Origin of the sequence: Pseudomonas lini (assembly GCF_030812475.1) — a bacterium.
GTDB lineage: Bacteria > Pseudomonadota > Gammaproteobacteria > Pseudomonadales > Pseudomonadaceae > Aquipseudomonas > Aquipseudomonas lini_A.
Genome location: NZ_JAUSSR010000001.1, coordinates 824,493 through 841,516, shown reverse-complemented (window position 1 = coordinate 841,516; position 17,024 = coordinate 824,493). Strand labels below are relative to the sequence as shown.

The window sequence follows — 17,024 nt, the reverse complement described above, 5'->3', positions numbered from 1 at the left end:
CGTTATCGTTAACGACCATCGCGAGCAAGCTCGCTCCTACAGGGGCCCCATTCGCTTAACTGACTGGCATCGAGCAAGGTGCCCGCCTCTTTCGATGCAGGACCCGCGGCAGTTTCTGCTTGTATCACCTCAGGCTTTTCATCGACGACCTCGCCATTGAGCGCCTTGTGCATTTTCACGGTGTCCAGCGCCCCGACCCATTTGGCGATGGCCATGGTGCCGACGCCGTTGCCAATGGTGTTGGTGATCGCCCGCGCTTCCGACATGAAGCGGTCGACGCCCAACAGCAGCACCATGCCCGCCACCGGAATGGTGCCCAGGGACGATAAGGTCGCCGCCAGAATGATGAACCCCGAACCGGTGACACCCGCAGAGCCTTTGGACGTAAACATCAGTACCGCCAGCACGATCAACTGATCTGTCAGGGTCAGCGGCGTATTCGTGGCCTGGGCGATGAAGATGGCAGCGATGGTGTAGTAGATCGCCTGCCCGTCCGGGTTGAAGGTCAGTCCAGAGGGAATGATCATCCCGGCCACAGGTTTGGACACACCGGCCTTTTCCATCTTGGAAATCATCTGCGGCAACACCGATTCCGAAGAGCTGGTGCCGAGCACGGTGAACAGTTCTTCCTTGATGAACTTCAGAAACTTCCACAGGCTGAAACCGCTGTAGCGGCAGATCGGCCCCAGGACGAAGATCACGAACACGGCACAGGTCAGGTAGACGCAGGCCATCAGCTTGCCCAGCGAGAACAGCGAGCCGAAGCCGTACTTGCCGATGGTGAACGCGATGGCACCGAACGCACCGATGGGCGCCAGGCGCATGACCATGTTGACGATGCGAAACATGCCCTGCATCAATCCATCCAGCGTGTCGACGAACGCTTTTGCGCGCGGCCCTGCATGCGCCAGGGCAATGCCAAGCAAAATGGAAAACAGCAGGATTTGCAGGACGTTGCCCTTGGCGAACGCATCTACGATGGTGTCCGGGATGATGTTCATGACGAAGTCCATGAACGAGGCGTGTTTCACGGCTGACGTGTAGGTTGCCAGACTGGAGGTGTCCAGTGTCGCGACATCAATGTTCATGCCCGCACCGGGCTTGAACACATCCACGACGACCAGGCCGACCACCAGCGCCAGGGTCGACACCACTTCGAAATAGATCAGCGCCCGGAAGCCGACACGCCCCAGCTCCTTCATGTTTTCCATGCGCGCGATGCCCGTGACCACGGTCAGGAAGATCACCGGGGCGAGGAGCATCTTGATCAGCTTGATGAACGCGTCGCCCAACGGCTTGAGCGCAGTGCCGGTTTCCGGAACGAACACCCCGACGATGGCGCCGAGGATGACCGCGAGGAGCACCTGTACGTATAGTTTGCCAAATATTCTTTTCATGACCGGCCCTGATTTTTTATTGTTGTCAGGAAAGGCCAAGGGGCGGATCGGTGATCGCCCCAAGGCGTGGTGCCGCAGCTTGAATCGCCGATTAATATCAGCGGTTGATCAACGCAATGATCGCTTCCGTGATCTGGCGGGTGGTGGCGTTGCCACCGAGATCGGGGGTATGCAGACCGCTCTCGGTCACCGCCTCGATGGCCGACATCAAATGCTTGGCCGCAGCGGCTTCGCCAAGGTGTTCGAGCATCATCGCCGCCGTCCAGAATGTCGCGATCGGGTTGGCGACACCTTTGCCGGTGATGTCGAAGGCCGAGCCATGGATCGGTTCGAACATCGAAGGGAATTTGCGCGACGGGTTGAGGTTGGCGGTCGGCGCAATGCCCAGGCTGCCGGACAATGCGGCGGCCAGATCGGAGAGGATGTCGGCGTGCAGGTTGGTGGCGACGATCACGTCCAGCGTCGACGGTTTGAGCACCATGCGCGTGGTCACGGCATCGACCAGTTCCTTGTCGATTTTGACGTCAGGAAAATCCTTGGCCACTTCGTAGAAGATCTCGTCCCACAACACCATGCCGTGACGCTGCGCGTTGGACTTGGTCACCATGGTCAGGTGCTTGCGCGGACGGCTACGGGCCAGTTCGAAAGCGAAGCGGTGAATGCGCTCGACCCCGGCACGGGTGAACACCGACACTTCCGTGGCCACTTCTTCCGGCAAGCCCCGGTGCACACGGCCGCCATTGCCGGAGTACTCGCCTTCGGAGTTTTCACGCACCACCACCCAGTCGATCTGATCACCATTGAGCAGCGGGCTTTTAACCCCTGGCAGCACGCGCGCCGGACGTACGTTGGCGTACTGGTCGAAGCCCTGGCAGATCGGCAGGCGCAGGCCCCACAGGGAAATGTGATCCGGCACGTTGAGCGCACCGACCGCGCCGAAGAAAATCGCGTCGAAGGTTTTCAGTTCCTCCAGCCCGCCTTCGGGGATGTAGTAACCGTTTTTCAGGTAGTTATCCGAATTCCAGTCGAAGTGTTTGAAATCCAGTTCGAAGCCGGCCTTTTTCGACAGGGCTTGCAGCACCTCGACACCGGAGGCGATCACTTCAACACCGATGCCGTCACCTGGAACTGCAGCAATTTTGTATGCGCTCATGGTCAACTCCACTCTCGTCACGTTTTTGTTGTGCCTGTTGAACGGGCTGTTCAATCAGGGTGTGAGCGGAGTATATGTAGTGAGCAAATACGCGGGAGTTACCCAAAATAACTACATACATGAATTTGAGTTACGAATGAGCCAAACCCTGGATTTGTCTTTTTTCTACCTGCTGGCCAATAAAGGCAGCCTGGCCGCCACGGCTCGAGAGCTGGGCGTCACGCCACCGGCCGTGAGCAAACGCCTGACCGCCCTGGAAGCGCGTCTCGGCACACGCCTGGTCAACCGCACCACGCGCTCGATGAGCCTGACCCCGGAAGGCGAGCTGTATTTCTCCCATGCCACGCGCATCCTCACGCAGATCAATGAAGTCGAGCAGTTGATCAGCAGCAGTCGGGCGACCCCCAAAGGGCTGATTCGTGTCAACGCCTCGCTGGGGTTCGGCCGGCGCTACATCGGCCCCGCATTGGGCGCGTTCTTCGCGCAATACCCGGAGGTGGAAATACAGCTGGAAATCACTGACCACCCACTCGACCTGACGACCCACGGGTTTGACCTGGGCATTCGTTTCGGCATGCTGCCGGACGCCGCCTTCCATGCCCGCAAGATCGCTTCCAACCGCCGCCTGTTATGCGCCTCGCCGCTGTACCTGGAAAAACATGGCGTGCCGCAACGCCTCGCGGATCTGCAACAACACAACTGCATCTTCCTGCGGCAAAACGAAACGCCCTACGGCGTGTGGAGCTTTACCAACGGCGGGCGCACGCAAAACGTCAAAGTGCGCGGCGCGCTAGGGTGCAACGACGGTGAAGTGGCCCTGAATTGGGCACTGGAAGGTCACGGCATTCTGCTGCGGGCCGAATGGGACATCGCCCGCTATGTGCGCAGTGGCCGCCTGCGCCTGGTGCTGGAAGACCAGACCCCCACCCGCGCCGATGTCTACGCCGTGTATCCGCAGCAGCTGCACCTGTCGGCGCGAGTGCGCAGCCTGATTGATTTTCTGGTCAAGAGATTCAAGCACATTGATCATCTGGAGGGAGTGGAGTCTGGGACCGAGTGAAGCAGAAGTGCCGCCCAAAAGTGCAATGCCGATCTGTTAAGCGAATGCGGCCCCTGTAGGAGCGAGCTTGCTCCGGGCGGCGTTCCGACGATGGATTCAAGAGCACCGCGTTTAACCAGCAAACACGCGTTATCGTTAACGACCATCGCGAGCAAGCTCGCTCCTACAGTGGGCAGTGGGCAGCATTTTTTTGTGCCAGTCATATAGTCTTGGGCGCCGACTGTGTAGCGCGATTTAGACCACATGTCTCCTACCTCCCCATGATTGAAAAAGACCCTCCAACCTCGCCCTGAATGAACCGACTTGAGGCGCACCGCATACCTGCCGCTGGCGCTGGCGGAGTGCGGAAATCAGGCGTGCAGCAATGTTCGATCAAGCAAATTAAACACCCGCGAAAGATGCATGTTTAAGCGTCCTACTGATTACTTCCTGAAAGCTACAAGACCTTGCGCCGTTGCCTACGGGTACGCCAGAATCCGCCGGCTTGTGCGCTTTGGGGCTGCTCGGTAACTTGATTCGCGTCACTGCCCATCAGTGATCGGGTTTAGCAGCCCGTAGTTTCCTAGTGAATGCACAAGCTCTATCAGACAAGGCATTACCATGCCTGTACTTGATGGTAGCTGTGCGCAGGGCGCCTTCGGGCGCGCCGGTTTGCTAGGTCCCCGGTCTGCTAACCTGCGTACAGCTGCCTCCCTTTTCGTTTAGCAGCAAGAAGGGTGGCGCTCCATGCAAGGACTTAGCGAATGAAAAAGCCTTCACCAAACCCGCCGGAAACTGATCCGGCACCCCCCTGCCAAAGCCCCGACTCAAACAAACTCAACGAGGCTGCCGAACGCGCCCTCAAATTCCACTTCCCCTCCACTGCCGACATCAAAGCCGCCCCGCGCACTCCCAGCACCCTGTTTACCATCGACCCGCAGGCCACGACCGAAACCCTGGCGGTTTATCTCGTCGAAACCCTGGCCTCAGTCGATGTAATGGTCCATCACCTGGTGGATCATCTGGACGGGGGGTCGCGCAACGCCCTGCTGGGCATTTCCAACAGCATCATGCTCGCGGAAATCACGGCGAACCGGATGCTGGATCAGATCGATCCATCCGCCTAAGGCAAACGCGTCCGCGATGCAGGCTATGCAGCGGTCCCTTTTTTTGGGGACCGCATTTCAGCGGATGCTCATCCCAGTAGCGAAACCCGCCGCGGCTCAATCGAACATTCAAACACCTCTAACAACGCCAGCGTCCCGGCAGCTTGCATCTCCACCGCCCCGCGCCGACGCAATCCCATGACAGCAGTAGTGCCTCCCAACTGATAAATGTTATGTTATTACATAATCAACGGAGAACCCATTTTGAAACACTACGCGCCGCTGCTGGCAGGACTCACCCTCGGGCTATTTGAACAACCGCTATCAGCGGCAGAAACCCTGGTGCTGGACGAGCTATCCATCACCGATTCATTTATCGAAGAACGCGCCGACGGCCCGGTGCGTGGTTATCGCGCCACCCGCTCGGCCACGGCCACCCGCACCGACACGGACATCCGTGACACCCCGCAGAGCATTGACGTTATCCCCGCCCAGGTGATCCAGGACCTCAATACCTCCCGCATCGACCGCGCCCTGGATTTCGCCGGTGGCGTGGCGCGCCAGAACAACTTCGGCGGGCTGACCTTCCTCAACTACAGCGTGCGTGGCTTCACCACCGGTGAGTTGTACAAGAACGGCTTCGCGATCAATCGTGGCAGCTACAGCTCGCCGGACACTTCCAACATCGAGCGCATCGAAGTGCTCAAGGGGCCGGCGGCCAGCCTCTACGGTCGCGGCGATCCCGGTGGCCTGGTCAATATCGTCACCAAGCGTCCTCAGGCGGAAACCTTCAGCACCCTGAATGTCAGCGCGGGCACCTGGGATCGCTATCGGAGCAACCTGGACGTCAACGCCCCGCTCGACAGCGAGGGCAACTTGCTGGCTCGGGTCAACCTGGCGGTCGAGGACAACGGCAGCTTCCGCGACCATGTCGGCAACGAACGACGCATTGTCAGCCCGTCGCTGAGCTGGCAGATTTCCCCGGACACCCGGCTGATGCTCGACACCGAGTTTTCCCGCACCGAATCGGTGTTCGACCGTGGCATTCCTGCGGTCAATGGTGAGCTGGGCTCGGTCAAGCGCTCGACCTTCGTCGGCGAGCCCGACGACGGCCAGATCCGCAACGACAACCAGACCATCGACCTGGCGCTGGAGCACTACCTGAGCGACGACTGGAAACTGCGCCTGGCCAACCACTACACCCAGGGCACGCTCAAGGGCGCGAGTTCGGAACCCCAGGTCCTGGTCGGCACGACCATCAGCCGTTTCTACCGCGAGCGTGATTTCGAGTGGAACGACAGCATCACCCAGGCCGAGCTGCACGGCCACTTCGAGCTCGGCGGCTGGCAGCATCAGACGCTGACCGGTCTGGAATACGAGAATTACCGCAACAGCCAGAAGTATCCCCAGAGTGCCACGCTGCTGAGCTATGGCCTGGACATCTACAACCCGGTCTACGGTCAGCCCAAACCGGCCCTGACCCGTGCCAACGACTTCTTCGAGCACACCGAGAGCTACGCCCTCAACCTTCAGGACCAGATCACTTTTACCGAACGCCTGCGCGGGCTGATCGGGGTGCGCCTGGAGCGCATCGAGCAGACTTCGCTGAACCGCACCACGGGTGTGAGCAACAGCCAGGAAAAGGACGTCGCAACCCCGCGCATCGGCCTGCTCTACCAACTGACGCCGCAAGTCGGCGTGTTCGCCAACGCCTCCACTTCGTTCAAGCCCAATACCGTCGGCACCCAGGGTCAGGTGTACAAGCCTGAAAAGGGCCTGGGCTATGAGAGCGGCCTGAAACTCGATCTCTTCGACAGCCGCATCGGAGCGACGATCGCCCTGTTCCACATCGACAAGGAAAATGTCATCACCACCGATGCCCTGGGTGACAGCATCGCCGCAGGCAAGGCCCGCAGCCAGGGCCTGGACCTGCAGTTCAGCGGCCAGGTCACCGAGGCCCTGCGTGTGATCGGCGCCTACGCCTATATAGACGCCGAAGTGACCAAGGGCGACGCGGCCATCCCCGAAGGCAGCGACCTGCTCGGCATCGCCCGACACAGCGGCAGCCTGATGGCCGTGCACGAGTTTCAGAACGGCGCCTTGCGGGGCTCGGATATCGGCGCAGCCGTGAGCTACGTGGGCGAGCGCTCGGGTCAGACCGGCAGCGCTTTCACCCTCCCCTCCTACAGCACCGTCGACCTGCTCGCCCATTACCAAGCCAGCGAGGAGGTCACCGTCGGGCTGAACCTCAACAACCTGTTCAACCGCAAGTACTACGAACGCTCCTATAACAGCGCCTGGGTCATGCCGGGCGATCCGCGCAACCTCAGCGTCAGCCTGACCCTCAACCTCTGATCGAAAGGATTCACCATGCAATCGTCACTGAAAATCGCCGCCGCCCTGGCGCTCGTCATCACCACACAGGCCAGCGCCCACGGCCTGTGGACCGAGGAACGCCGAGGCAACATCGAGGTGGTGTATGGCCATGGCGCCGAGGACGGCCCCTTCAAAGCCGAGAAGATCAAGGGCGGCTGGGCGTTTGATGCGGCCGGCAAAATGATCCCCGTGACCGTCCAGCGCCTGGCAGACCACGCCCGCCTGCAGCCGCTGCGTCCACCGGCAATCATGGCCGTGCTGTTGGACAACGGCCCCTGGTCGCAGACCCCGGACAAGCGATGGGTCAATCAAGACCGTACCCAGGTGCAGGACGCCATCGCGTCGACCCACAGTTTCAAGTACAGCCTGGCGATCTATCAGGAAGGCGCGCGCCTGCCGAAGCTGGACATGTTGCGCCTGGCGATCATCCCGCAAAGCGACCCGCTGAAAGTCGGCCCGGGCAATGAGCTGCAAGTGCAGGTGTTGATCGACGGCAAACCCGCGTCCGATATCGAGCTCTATGGCGACTACCGCGGCGCACCCCATGAAATCAGCGGCAAGACCGACAAGGAAGGCCGCGCACGCGTCAAGGTGCGCAACGAAGGGCTGAATATCATCGCCGCCCAACTCACGCTGCCGATGCCCAAAGGAGCGCCTGTCGACAAGCAGAGCTTGTTCAGTTCGCTGACGTTCGTTGGCGAGCCGCACCACGAATAAGGCCCTGCGTGACCGAAAAGGACTGAGAAGCGGACGGATTTTTATAAAAGAATGGATCCGTCCGCTTAACTGTGTTTAACGACTAAACTTTTCACTTCACCAGGCATCTTCTCTTTGAGACTGCCGACAAGAATTTACAACCCCATATCGCTGACACTCAGCCAAGGACAGGTATGACCTTTTTTATATTTTTATTAGCCTGCGGTGCTGCCGCGAGCACGGGCATCCTTTTCAAACCAGGCCAATGGTACGAATCTCTCGTTAAGCCAGACTTCACGCCACCCAACTGGCTGTTTCCGGTCGCCTGGTCGTTTATCTATCTGTTGCTCGCCTGGGCCGGGTACCGGTTGACATTGATACCGGGAAGTCAGGTGGTCTTGGCGTTATGGGCGGCGCAGATTGCGCTCAATACCCTGTGGACGCCGGTGTTCTTCGGCGCACACCATATTTTCGCCGGCATGGTGATCCTGACGGTGCTCTGGCTTGTGGTTGCTGCAATGGTGGTGATGGCCATGCAACTGGACGTGATCACTGGCTTGATTCTGTTTCCCTACCTTGTGTGGCTGTGTGTCGCCGCGGCGTTGAATTTTTCCATCTTGCGTCATAATCGCTGAGGGTCAATTTCGTACGGGCCATTAACCGTAATATCTGCCACAGCCATCAGGACCGGTCTTGCTGGTAGAATAAGGCGGTGTGTATTAAACACCCTTTCCGAGAAATTCCATGAACGAAAAACTGACTGAAGAAGAGATGCGCCGGGCGCTGTTCGGCGACCCCGAGCCCGTTGAGCAGGCTAGCGCCATACCGGTGGAAGAGACTGTGCCGGATATCGTGATCGCACCACCGGAAAAACCGGTAAAGGTGGCGGAGAAAAAGAAAGTCTCGAAAGCGTTCACGCCCAGGTTGAGAGTCACGCTGCGGGTGGGCAATGAATTCGAGGGCAAGATGCAGGAAATGATCCATGAGGCGGATACGCTGAGTACCCTTCTGGCAGAGCAGGAAGCGACCAAGGCGGCCAGGAAGAAATTCAGGTTTGTCGAAGTGGTTTCGGTAAAGCCGATGTAAGGGCGCTTCACAACGGTGGTCCGCGGCACCCGTATACCTTTCGTTTATAGGCAGCCTCTACTACGGTGAATACAAGACTGCTTTCCAACGCAGGAGCACCGCGCATGCCCAAGATCCTCTTTTTGATGTTCGCCAGCCTGGTCCTGTGCACCAGCCAGGCGATGGCGGACGCTCTCAAGATCAGCGTGATCGGCGCCGGCAAGGTCGGCGGTACGCTTGGCACGCTATGGGTGAAGGCCGGCCACTCGGTGATGTTTTCGTCACGTCACCCCGAGGAACTCACGGACCTGGTCAAGAGCGCCGGCCCCAATGCTCGGGCAGGCTCGGTAAGCGATGCTGCGGCATGGGGCGATGTGATCGTGTTGAGTGTGCCCTACGGTGCGATGCCGGTGCTGTCCGAACAGCTGAAGGGCAAGCTGGACGGCAAGGTGGTGTTCAGTACCAGCAACCCGTTCAGCGGCCGTGACGGAGACGTCGGGCGCAAGGCGCTGGATGAGGGTGTTGCCTTGGCGGACCAGCACTACCTGCCCGGGGTGCACCTGGTGCGGGCGTTCAACGCCATCAGCTACACATCGATGAAAGACCAGGCGGGCAAAGGCAAGGCAATTCCCGTTTTCGCCGACGATGGCCAGGCTCGGGAACTCGGAGCCCGGTTGGTGCGCGACAGCGGCTTCGTGCCGGTCATTTTCCCGCTGGCGCGGGCCAGGGACGGCTTGCCGAACGGTCCGCTCAGCGGCGTCTGGAACGAGGCCGATCTCAAGCGCAAGCAAACAAACTGAGCAGAGAATATGAATCGTCAGAAAAAAATAAAGCAGTTGTTAAAGGCTCACGCCAAAAAGGCCAGTGCCAAGTTGGCCCCGGCAAACAAGTCCAGATACATCAGTAAAGCTGACCGATTGAAACTGGCTGCTGAATCCGGTGATGACTCAATCAGTTCCTTCGAGAGCTGAACCATTGATGAGTACTCCTCATTAAACTATAGGGCCAAGGCTATATTGTTGAGCGGCCATCGGCGAGATCAGCGGGGTCATCCACGCCGCCGGCGTTTACCCTTCTCAAGCCCCGCCAGAAACCATTCTTCGCGTGGATCTGTATGGAACGGCCGTGGTGCTCGAGGAATTCGGCAACGTCATCGCCTCGCAATCAGGCCATCGCCTGCCCGCATTGAGCGCCGAACAGAAGGTTTGCACAGGAATATAAGAAACGTTTCGGCGAGGCCCCTTCAACCACGCTCAGATTCCGAAGCTGAACCCAGAATTCACCGTGCATTCAGGGTTTCACAATCTTGATACTCGCGAATGTCGACTCATCACGAGCCTGTTCCAGCAAACTCACCTGCCTTGCCGATGGCAATGCCTGCCCGATCGGTTTTTCCTTCACTTGCAGCTGCGGTTGCGCCACCAGGCGCTCATCGCTCGGCGGAATGCCGAAACACTCGCGATAGCACTTTGAAAAGTGGGGGGTAGAGACAAAGCCACACACCACCGACAACTCCACGATGGAGATCGACGTTTGCTTGAGCAACTGACGCGCGCGGATCAGGCGCAGCTTGAGGTAATACCGCGAAGGCGAGGATTTCAGATATTTCTGAAACAGCCGCTCCAGCTGTCGACGGGACAAGCCGACATAATTTGCCAGCTCGTCGAGCTCGATCGGTTCTTCCAGATTGGCCTCCATCAAGGCCACGATTTCCTGCAACTTCGGCTGATGGGTACCGAGCATGTGCTTGAGGGGCACTCGCTGGTGATCCTGCTCGTTGCGGATTCGCTCGTAGACAAACATGTCCGAGATGGCCGCTGACAGTTCATGACCATGATCGCGACTGATCAGGTGCAGCATCATGTCCATTGGCGCGGTGCCGCCGGAGCTGGTGAAGCGGTCCCGGTCGAGGGTAAATAAACTGGAGCTGAGGTTCACCCGCGGAAAGGCTTCCTGCATGGCCGCCAGGAATTCCCAGTGCACGCTGCAATCGAAGCCATCGAGCAAGCCAGCCTGGGCCAGGGCCCAACTGCCTGTGCACACGCCCCCCATCCGCTTCGAGCGCCGCGCCTGGGCTCGCAACCAGGTAATGTGTTCCCGGGTCACAGCGCTTTGCACGCCAGTGCCGCCGCAGACGATCACCGTATCCAGCGACGTTGCGTCATCGATCGACGAATCCGGCGTGATCGGCATGCCGTCGCTTGCCCACACCTGCGCGCCCCCCAGGGTGAACGTGTGCCAACGGTACAGTTCTTGACCGGTCAACTGATTGGCCATTCTCAGGGGTTCTACAGCGGACGCCAGGGAGATCAAGGTGAATTGGTCCAGCAGCAGAAAACCAATGGTCTGGAGAGGAACGGCCCTGGAGGTGTCATATGCCATCGAAAATTAGCCTCGCAGTGAGCGGTAACGCGCCTTCACACCGGGATATGAAACGACACGTCACCTTACGCGACTGACCTCCAACGCAAGTAGCCTGGGCGCGCCAGATGCGAGTCTGATTTCGACATGCACTGGCACGTATCCTCTTGAGGCCCTTACTCGGTCACACCAACGATGTGTTCGGGTGCAGGCTCGGCATCGCTGATCGGTGCGTTGAGCAGCAGGTAGTACGCCAGGGCCGAACACAGCGCCACTACCGCACTGATCATGAACGCGGTATTGAACGAACCCGAGTACTGGATGCTGAAGCCGGTAACGATCGGCGCGACGGAACCGGCGATGTAGCCACCGAAGTTCTGGATCGAACCGAACGAGGCCACCCGGCGGCTGTCGACGATGGTGTTGACGATCATCCAGGCGGTGGCGCTGGCCATGTTGATGCTGAACAGCGCCAGGCACAGCAGGATGATGCAACCGGTCAGCCCGGTGACAAACGACAGCGGCACGGTGAACAGCGCAGCCAGCACCAGGCCGGTGATCACGCCAGACTTGCGGCTGGCCAGGATGCTCATGCCACGGCGCACCAGCCCGTCACAGAAGCGCCCGGCGACGATGGTGCCTACCGCACCGAAGCCATAGGCCAGCGATACCAGCCATGCGGTCTTGTACAGGTTCATGCCATGTTCGCGTTCGAAGTAGCCCGGCAACCAGGTCAGGTGCAGCCACAGCATGTAGATCACACCCATGAAGCCCAGGACCGCGCCCCAGGTGCTGCGATGCTTGAACAGGTCAAGCCAGCCGGCAAAGTAGGAGACCTTCGGTGCCTGCGGGTCGGCCGCTTGCACCGGGGCTGTTTTCTCTGTCGGCAACGGCTTGCCTTCAGCCGCAAGTTCGGCCAGGTATTGCGCCTTGCTCTTGTAGAAGGCCAACCAGCACACGGCCAGGACGATACCGATCGCGCCGGTGATGATGAACATCCCGCGCCAGCCGAAGTTGACCATGAACAGTGTCAGCAAGGGGGGTGCCAGGCATGGGCCGATGCAGGTCGACGACCAGACGATCCCGGTCGGCGTGCCGCGCTCGTTGGCATCGAACCACTCGGACAGGGCCTTGGCCGCCGAAGGGAACATCGGCGCCTCGCCAATCCCCAGCAGCACGCGCAGGCCCATGAAGCCGGCGAAGCTGTTGACCATCCCGAACGTCGACTGAGCCACCGACCAGGCCAGCAACGAAGCGCCCAGGGCGATCTTGCTGCCCAGGCGGTCGATGATCATGCCCATCGGCAACTGCGCAAAGGCGTAGGCGATGGAGAACGCCGACAACAGGATGCCCATCTGCGAGGGGCTGATCATCATGTCTTTCTGGATCGAGGTGTTGGCAATCGACAACGCACTGCGGTCCAGGTAGTTGACGATACCGATCAATAACAGGAAGACAACGGTGATGCTTTGATACTTCTTCAGTGGTTTCATCTGATGGCCTTTATTATTGTTATTGCAGCGGTTCAAGACCGGGCCGATCCATCATCCGGTGCCACGCTCATCCCTGGGTCCTAAAAAAAATCGTTACTGACACACTCCCCCCGGTAGGAGCTGGCTTGCCGGCGAAAGCGTCCGTTCAGGCGATACAATTTTGACTGATCCACCGCTTTCGCTGGCAAGCCAGCTCCTACAGGGGAATGGGGCCTACAGAAAAATCAGGGGTGGCGTGCTGTTACCGCTGCCTCCAGCAGGCCGCGTCGGCTCAGGCTGTCGATCAACGAGCGCAGGCCGAAGTCCCAGCGCGGTGCCTGGTCGCTGGTGGTCACGCGGTTGCACAAGGTCCCCAGCTGCGCATTGCTGATGGCAACCAGGTCACCCGGCTTGTGGGTGAAGCCGCTGCCCGGCTGGTCGCGGTCCTGCTTGGGGGCGAACAGCGTACCGAGAAACAGCACCAGGCCGTCGGGATATTGATGGTTTTCGTTGAGGGTCTGCTGGACCAGATCGAGCGGATCGCGGCTGATCTGGCGCATGGAACTGCGGCCTTCCATGATGAAACCATCCTGGCCTTCCACGCGCAGATCCACTTCGGCGTTACGCACGTCATCGAGGCTGAAGGTCTCGTCAAACAGGCGCAGCAATGGCCCCAGCGAGGTGGAGGCGTTGTTGTCCTTGGCCTTGCTCAGCAGCAACGCGCTACGCCCTTCAAAGTCGCGCAGGTTGACGTCGTTGCCGAGCATGGCGCCCTGGATGCTGCCGGTGCTCGACACCGCCAGCACCACCTCCGGTTCCGGGTTGTTCCAGCTCGACTTGGGGTGAATGCCGATGTCGGCGCCGTGACCGACCGCCGACAGCGGCTGGGCCTTGGTGAAGATTTCGGCGTCCGGGCCGATGCCCACTTCCAGGTACTGCGACCACAGGCCCTGCTCCACCAGCACCTTGCGCAAGGCTTCGGCCTGGGCCGAGCCCGGGACGATCTGCGACAGGTCGGCACCGATGCGGCTGGCCAGGGTGTCGCGGATCGCGTCGGCCTTGGCCGGATCGCCCTTGGCCTGCTCTTCGACCACACGCTCCAGCAGGCTGGCGGCGAAGGTCACGCCAGCGGCCTTGACCGCTTGCAGGTCGATCGGCGCCAGCAGCCATGGCCGGTTGTCGTCCCGTTGGCTCGGGTCGCTGTTGTCCAGCAGCGCGGGCAACTCGATCAAGGCGTCGGCCAAGGGTAATGCGCGCAGATACTTCACCGGGTCAGCCACTTCAAGCAGTGCCGAAACGGTCGCCACATGGGCACTGATATCGTGCACGGCGCCGGCCTTGACCAGCACCACGGCCGGGCCCTGACCGGGCAGCCAGACGCGTCCGACCCAGGTGCCGGTGTTGAAGGCGGCGGGGTTGCTGCTCAACGGCAGCGGTGCTTGTGATGTCGATTCGTTGGTCATGTCTGCACTCTTGTTGTCGTTGTGTGTGTATGTGTAGGAGCGAGCTTGCTCCGGGCGGCGTTCCGACGATGGACCAAAGGGCGCCGCGTCTAATCAGGAAGCACGCGTTATCGTTGACGACCATCGCGAGCAGGCTCGCTCCTACAGGGTTGCGCGTTCAATCAGGAAGCACGCGTTATCGTTGACGACCATCGCGAGCAAGCTCGCTCCTACAGGGGGCAAGGGGCATCAGGAAAGTGCCGGCAGCTGTAACTGCCCGGCGGTCTGGTTGAGGTCATCGACCACCTTCTGCGCCAGGCTCACGCCTTCGCGCAGGGCTTGCTCGCGCAGCTTCAGGCCGGCCTGGCCTGGCAGGCGCACCGGGTGCTCGGGGTCGACCGGACGGCTGGCCAGGATCAGCTTGCTCAGGAACGAACTCTCGTCGGTGAAGGCGTCCAGCCCGCCAAAGAAGCGCGGGTCAATCACCACGGCCGTGGCCGAGGCGCCCCACTGGTCCGGCGCGTCCTTGCGCCCATGGCCGGCCAACCCCGAGGTCAGGGCCTCGACCAGAATCGCCAGGGCAAAGCCCTTGTGGCCAAAGGCCTGGCCGCCCAGGGGCAGGATGCTGCCCGGTGGCGTGGTGAAGAAGTCGGCCGGATCGTCGGTCACCTGTCCCTTGTTGCTCATCAGCACCGGGTGCGGCAGTGGCTTGCCCGCCTCGCGGCACTGGCCGACCAGGCCCAGGGTCACGGTGGACATGCTCACATCCAGCAGGATCGGTTCGCCCCGGGTCGGGATGCCGGCGGCAATCGGGTTCGGCGTGTAGATCGGATCGATGCCGCCATGGGCGCACACCAGCCCCACCGACGGGTCCGACGAATAGACCATGGCCACCAGGCCACGATCGGTGAAGGGTTTGAGGTAAGCGGCCAGGCACCCGATGTGCGAGGCACGGCGCACCACGGCGATCCCTATGCCCTGCTCCGTGGCGCCCTTGGCCGCACAGTCCAGAGCGCGACTGACACAATAAGGGCCGAGCACATAGTGGCCGTCGAACAGCGCGGAAATGCCGCTGTCCGAGACCTGCTCGAGCAACCCGGCACTGGCCTTGACCTGCCCGGTCAGCATACCGCCGATGTAGCGGCTTACCAGGTTGAGACCGTGGGTGCGATGGCCCAGCAGTTCACCTTCGAGCAGCACCCGGGTCACCACTTGAGCGACCGCGGCATCGGCCCCGGCTGTTTCGAACAGTTGCTCGACGAACGTGGTGAGCGCTTGTGCATCGTAGCGTTTACCTTCAGTCATGCTTGCTGCTCCGTCTTCAATTCAAGGCCGCGGTGCTGTGCTTGCCATCGACCAGGCGCTGCAACCCCAGCGGGTTGGCGTTCTTCAAGGCATCGGGCAGCAACGCATCGGGCACGTTCTGGTAGCACACCGGACGCAGGAAGCGATCGATGGCCAGGGTGCCGACCGAGGTGCCGCGGGCATCGGACGTAGCCGGGTACGGACCGCCGTGGACCATGGCATCGCAGACCTCGACCCCTGTCGGGTAGCCGTTGAGCAGCACTCGACCGACCTTGACCTCCAGCGCGCTGAACAGTTGGCCAAAGGTGGCCAGATCATCGTTGTCGGCCAGCAGCGTGGCCGTGAGCTGCCCGCGCAAGGCAGCGACGGCGCGCAGCAACTCAGCCTCGTCCGCCACCTGGACCACCACGGTGCAAGGGCCGAACACCTCTTCTTGCAGCAGTTCATCCTGTTCCAGCAACAGGCTGACATCGGCCTCGAACAGCTGTGGCTGCGCCTGGTTGCCCGCTTGCGCCAGGCCGCTCAGGTGCTTGATGCCCGGGTGCGCCAGCAACGCCTGCAAGCCTTTGCCGTAACTGTTCAAGGTCCCGGGATTGAGCATGGTCTGCGGCGCCTGCTCGGCCATGTGCCCGGTCAGTTGCTCGATGAAGGCACTGAACGCCGGCGAACGAATCCCCAGCACCAGGCCTGGATTGGTGCAGAACTGGCCACAGCCTTGCACTACCGAGGCGGTCAATTCCTTGGCCATCTGCGCCCCGCGATTCGCCAGGGCCTGGGGCAAGACCAGCACCGGGTTGATGCTCGACATCTCGGCGAACACCGGGATCGGTTGCGGCCTTGCTGCCGCCATGTCGCACAGGGCGCGACCGCCCTTGAGCGAACCGGTAAAGCCCACCGCCTGGATGCCCGGGTGCTTGACCAGCGCTTCGCCGACGCCCGCACCGAAGATCATGTTGAACACGCCCGCCGGCATGCCGGTGCGTTGCGCGGCGCGGATCAGCGCTTCGGCCACCCGCTCGGCCGTGGCCATGTGGCCGCTGTGGGCCTTGAACACCACCGGGCAACCGGCAGCCAGGGCGGCGGCGGTATCACCACCGGCCGTGGAGAACGCCAGGGGAAAGTTGCTGGCACCGAACACTGCCACCGGGCCGACACCGATGCGGTACTGGCGCACGTCAGGGCGCGGCATCGGGGTGCGTGCCGGCAGCGCCTGGTCGATCCGTGCACCATAGAAGTCGCCACGGCGCAGCACCTGGGCAAACAGGCGCATCTGACCGCTGGTACGACCGCGTTCACCCTGGATGCGGGCGCTCGGCAACGCCGTCTCCTGGCAAGTCAAGGCAATGAAATCCTCGCCCAGGCCGTCGAGCTCGTCGGCGATGGCTTCAAGAAATTCCGCCCGGCGTACCGCCGGCAGATTACGAAACAATGGGAATGCCGCGCTGGCAGCCGCCACCGCCGTATCGACCTCCGCCAGGGTTGCCTGGTGGAAAGCGCTGGGCAGGCGTTCGCCGGTGTGGGCGTCGACGCTATAGACCAGGGTGTCGCCCAGGGCGCTGCGCTGGCCCGCGATAAAGTTGAATCCGGAAACTTGCATGTGCTTTTTTCGCCT

General features: G+C 61.0%; 15 protein-coding genes and 1 pseudogene. 9 read left to right on the top strand and 7 right to left on the bottom strand.

Features of this window, described 5'->3' with window-relative positions; translation table 11 throughout:
* Window positions 1-8: 8 nt before the first annotated feature.
* Together J2W17_RS03820 and J2W17_RS03815 are read right to left on the bottom strand one after the other, a co-directional pair.
* The gene (locus J2W17_RS03820; RefSeq protein WP_307329397.1) at window positions 9-1,397 is read right to left on the bottom strand and encodes a dicarboxylate/amino acid:cation symporter; all 1,389 of its coding nucleotides are present in this window, start codon (window positions 1,395-1,397) and stop codon (window positions 9-11) included.
* Between the two features lie 97 nt (window positions 1,398-1,494).
* Window positions 1,495-2,550 carry a tartrate dehydrogenase gene (locus J2W17_RS03815; RefSeq protein WP_307329394.1) on the bottom strand — a complete coding sequence of 352 codons (1,056 nt, stop codon included), beginning with the start codon at window positions 2,548-2,550 and terminating at the stop codon, window positions 1,495-1,497.
* A 136-nt stretch (window positions 2,551-2,686) separates the two neighbouring features.
* Here J2W17_RS03815 and J2W17_RS03810 point away from each other — a divergent pair, with 136 nt between their 5' ends.
* The 9 genes and pseudogenes from J2W17_RS03810 to J2W17_RS03770 form a co-directional block, all read left to right on the top strand.
* The gene (locus J2W17_RS03810) at window positions 2,687-3,610 is read left to right on the top strand and encodes a LysR family transcriptional regulator (RefSeq protein WP_307329391.1); all 924 of its coding nucleotides are present in this window, start codon (window positions 2,687-2,689) and stop codon (window positions 3,608-3,610) included.
* A 743-nt stretch (window positions 3,611-4,353) separates the two neighbouring features.
* The gene (locus tag J2W17_RS03805; RefSeq protein ID WP_307329388.1) at window positions 4,354-4,716 is read left to right on the top strand and encodes a DUF6124 family protein; all 363 of its coding nucleotides are present in this window, start codon (window positions 4,354-4,356) and stop codon (window positions 4,714-4,716) included.
* Between the two features lie 243 nt (window positions 4,717-4,959).
* A complete protein-coding gene (locus tag J2W17_RS03800) occupies window positions 4,960-7,050 on the top strand; it encodes a TonB-dependent siderophore receptor (protein ID WP_307329384.1) in 2,091 nt (696 codons plus the stop codon).
* A gap of 15 nt (window positions 7,051-7,065) precedes the next feature.
* A complete protein-coding gene (locus J2W17_RS03795) occupies window positions 7,066-7,788 on the top strand; it encodes a DUF4198 domain-containing protein (protein WP_307329381.1) in 723 nt (240 codons plus the stop codon).
* A gap of 173 nt (window positions 7,789-7,961) precedes the next feature.
* On the top strand, window positions 7,962-8,402 hold the full coding sequence (tspO, locus tag J2W17_RS03790; protein WP_307329379.1) for a tryptophan-rich sensory protein TspO: 441 nt from the start codon (window positions 7,962-7,964) through the stop codon (window positions 8,400-8,402).
* A gap of 109 nt (window positions 8,403-8,511) precedes the next feature.
* A complete protein-coding gene (locus tag J2W17_RS03785) occupies window positions 8,512-8,853 on the top strand; it encodes a hypothetical protein (protein ID WP_307329375.1) in 342 nt (113 codons plus the stop codon).
* 104 nt (window positions 8,854-8,957) lie between these two features.
* Window positions 8,958-9,632 carry an NADPH-dependent F420 reductase gene (locus J2W17_RS03780; RefSeq protein WP_307329372.1) on the top strand — a complete coding sequence of 225 codons (675 nt, stop codon included), beginning with the start codon at window positions 8,958-8,960 and terminating at the stop codon, window positions 9,630-9,632.
* 9 nt (window positions 9,633-9,641) lie between these two features.
* Window positions 9,642-9,803, top strand: coding sequence for a DUF2986 domain-containing protein (locus J2W17_RS03775; RefSeq protein ID WP_307329370.1), 162 nt, complete (start codon window positions 9,642-9,644; stop codon window positions 9,801-9,803).
* 52 nt (window positions 9,804-9,855) lie between these two features.
* Window positions 9,856-10,032 (top strand): annotated as a pseudogene (locus J2W17_RS03770) (SDR family oxidoreductase); the annotation flags it as partial.
* A gap of 90 nt (window positions 10,033-10,122) precedes the next feature.
* Here J2W17_RS03770 and J2W17_RS03765 read toward each other — a convergent pair.
* The 5 genes from J2W17_RS03765 to J2W17_RS03745 form a co-directional block, all read right to left on the bottom strand.
* Window positions 10,123-11,214: a GlxA family transcriptional regulator gene (locus tag J2W17_RS03765; RefSeq protein WP_307329367.1), complete on the bottom strand. Its 1,092-nt coding sequence runs from the start codon at window positions 11,212-11,214 to the stop codon at window positions 10,123-10,125.
* A gap of 155 nt (window positions 11,215-11,369) precedes the next feature.
* A complete protein-coding gene (locus J2W17_RS03760) occupies window positions 11,370-12,686 on the bottom strand; it encodes an MFS transporter (protein WP_307329364.1) in 1,317 nt (438 codons plus the stop codon).
* A gap of 224 nt (window positions 12,687-12,910) precedes the next feature.
* A complete protein-coding gene (locus J2W17_RS03755) occupies window positions 12,911-14,128 on the bottom strand; it encodes a fumarylacetoacetate hydrolase family protein (RefSeq protein WP_307329360.1) in 1,218 nt (405 codons plus the stop codon).
* 228 nt (window positions 14,129-14,356) lie between these two features.
* Window positions 14,357-15,412 carry an Ldh family oxidoreductase gene (locus J2W17_RS03750; RefSeq protein ID WP_307329357.1) on the bottom strand — a complete coding sequence of 352 codons (1,056 nt, stop codon included), beginning with the start codon at window positions 15,410-15,412 and terminating at the stop codon, window positions 14,357-14,359.
* Window positions 15,413-15,428: 16 nt separating this feature from the next.
* Entirely contained in the window at window positions 15,429-17,009 is a 1,581-nt protein-coding gene (locus J2W17_RS03745) for an aldehyde dehydrogenase (NADP(+)) (protein ID WP_307329354.1), read from the bottom strand.
* Window positions 17,010-17,024: the final 15 nt, after the last annotated feature.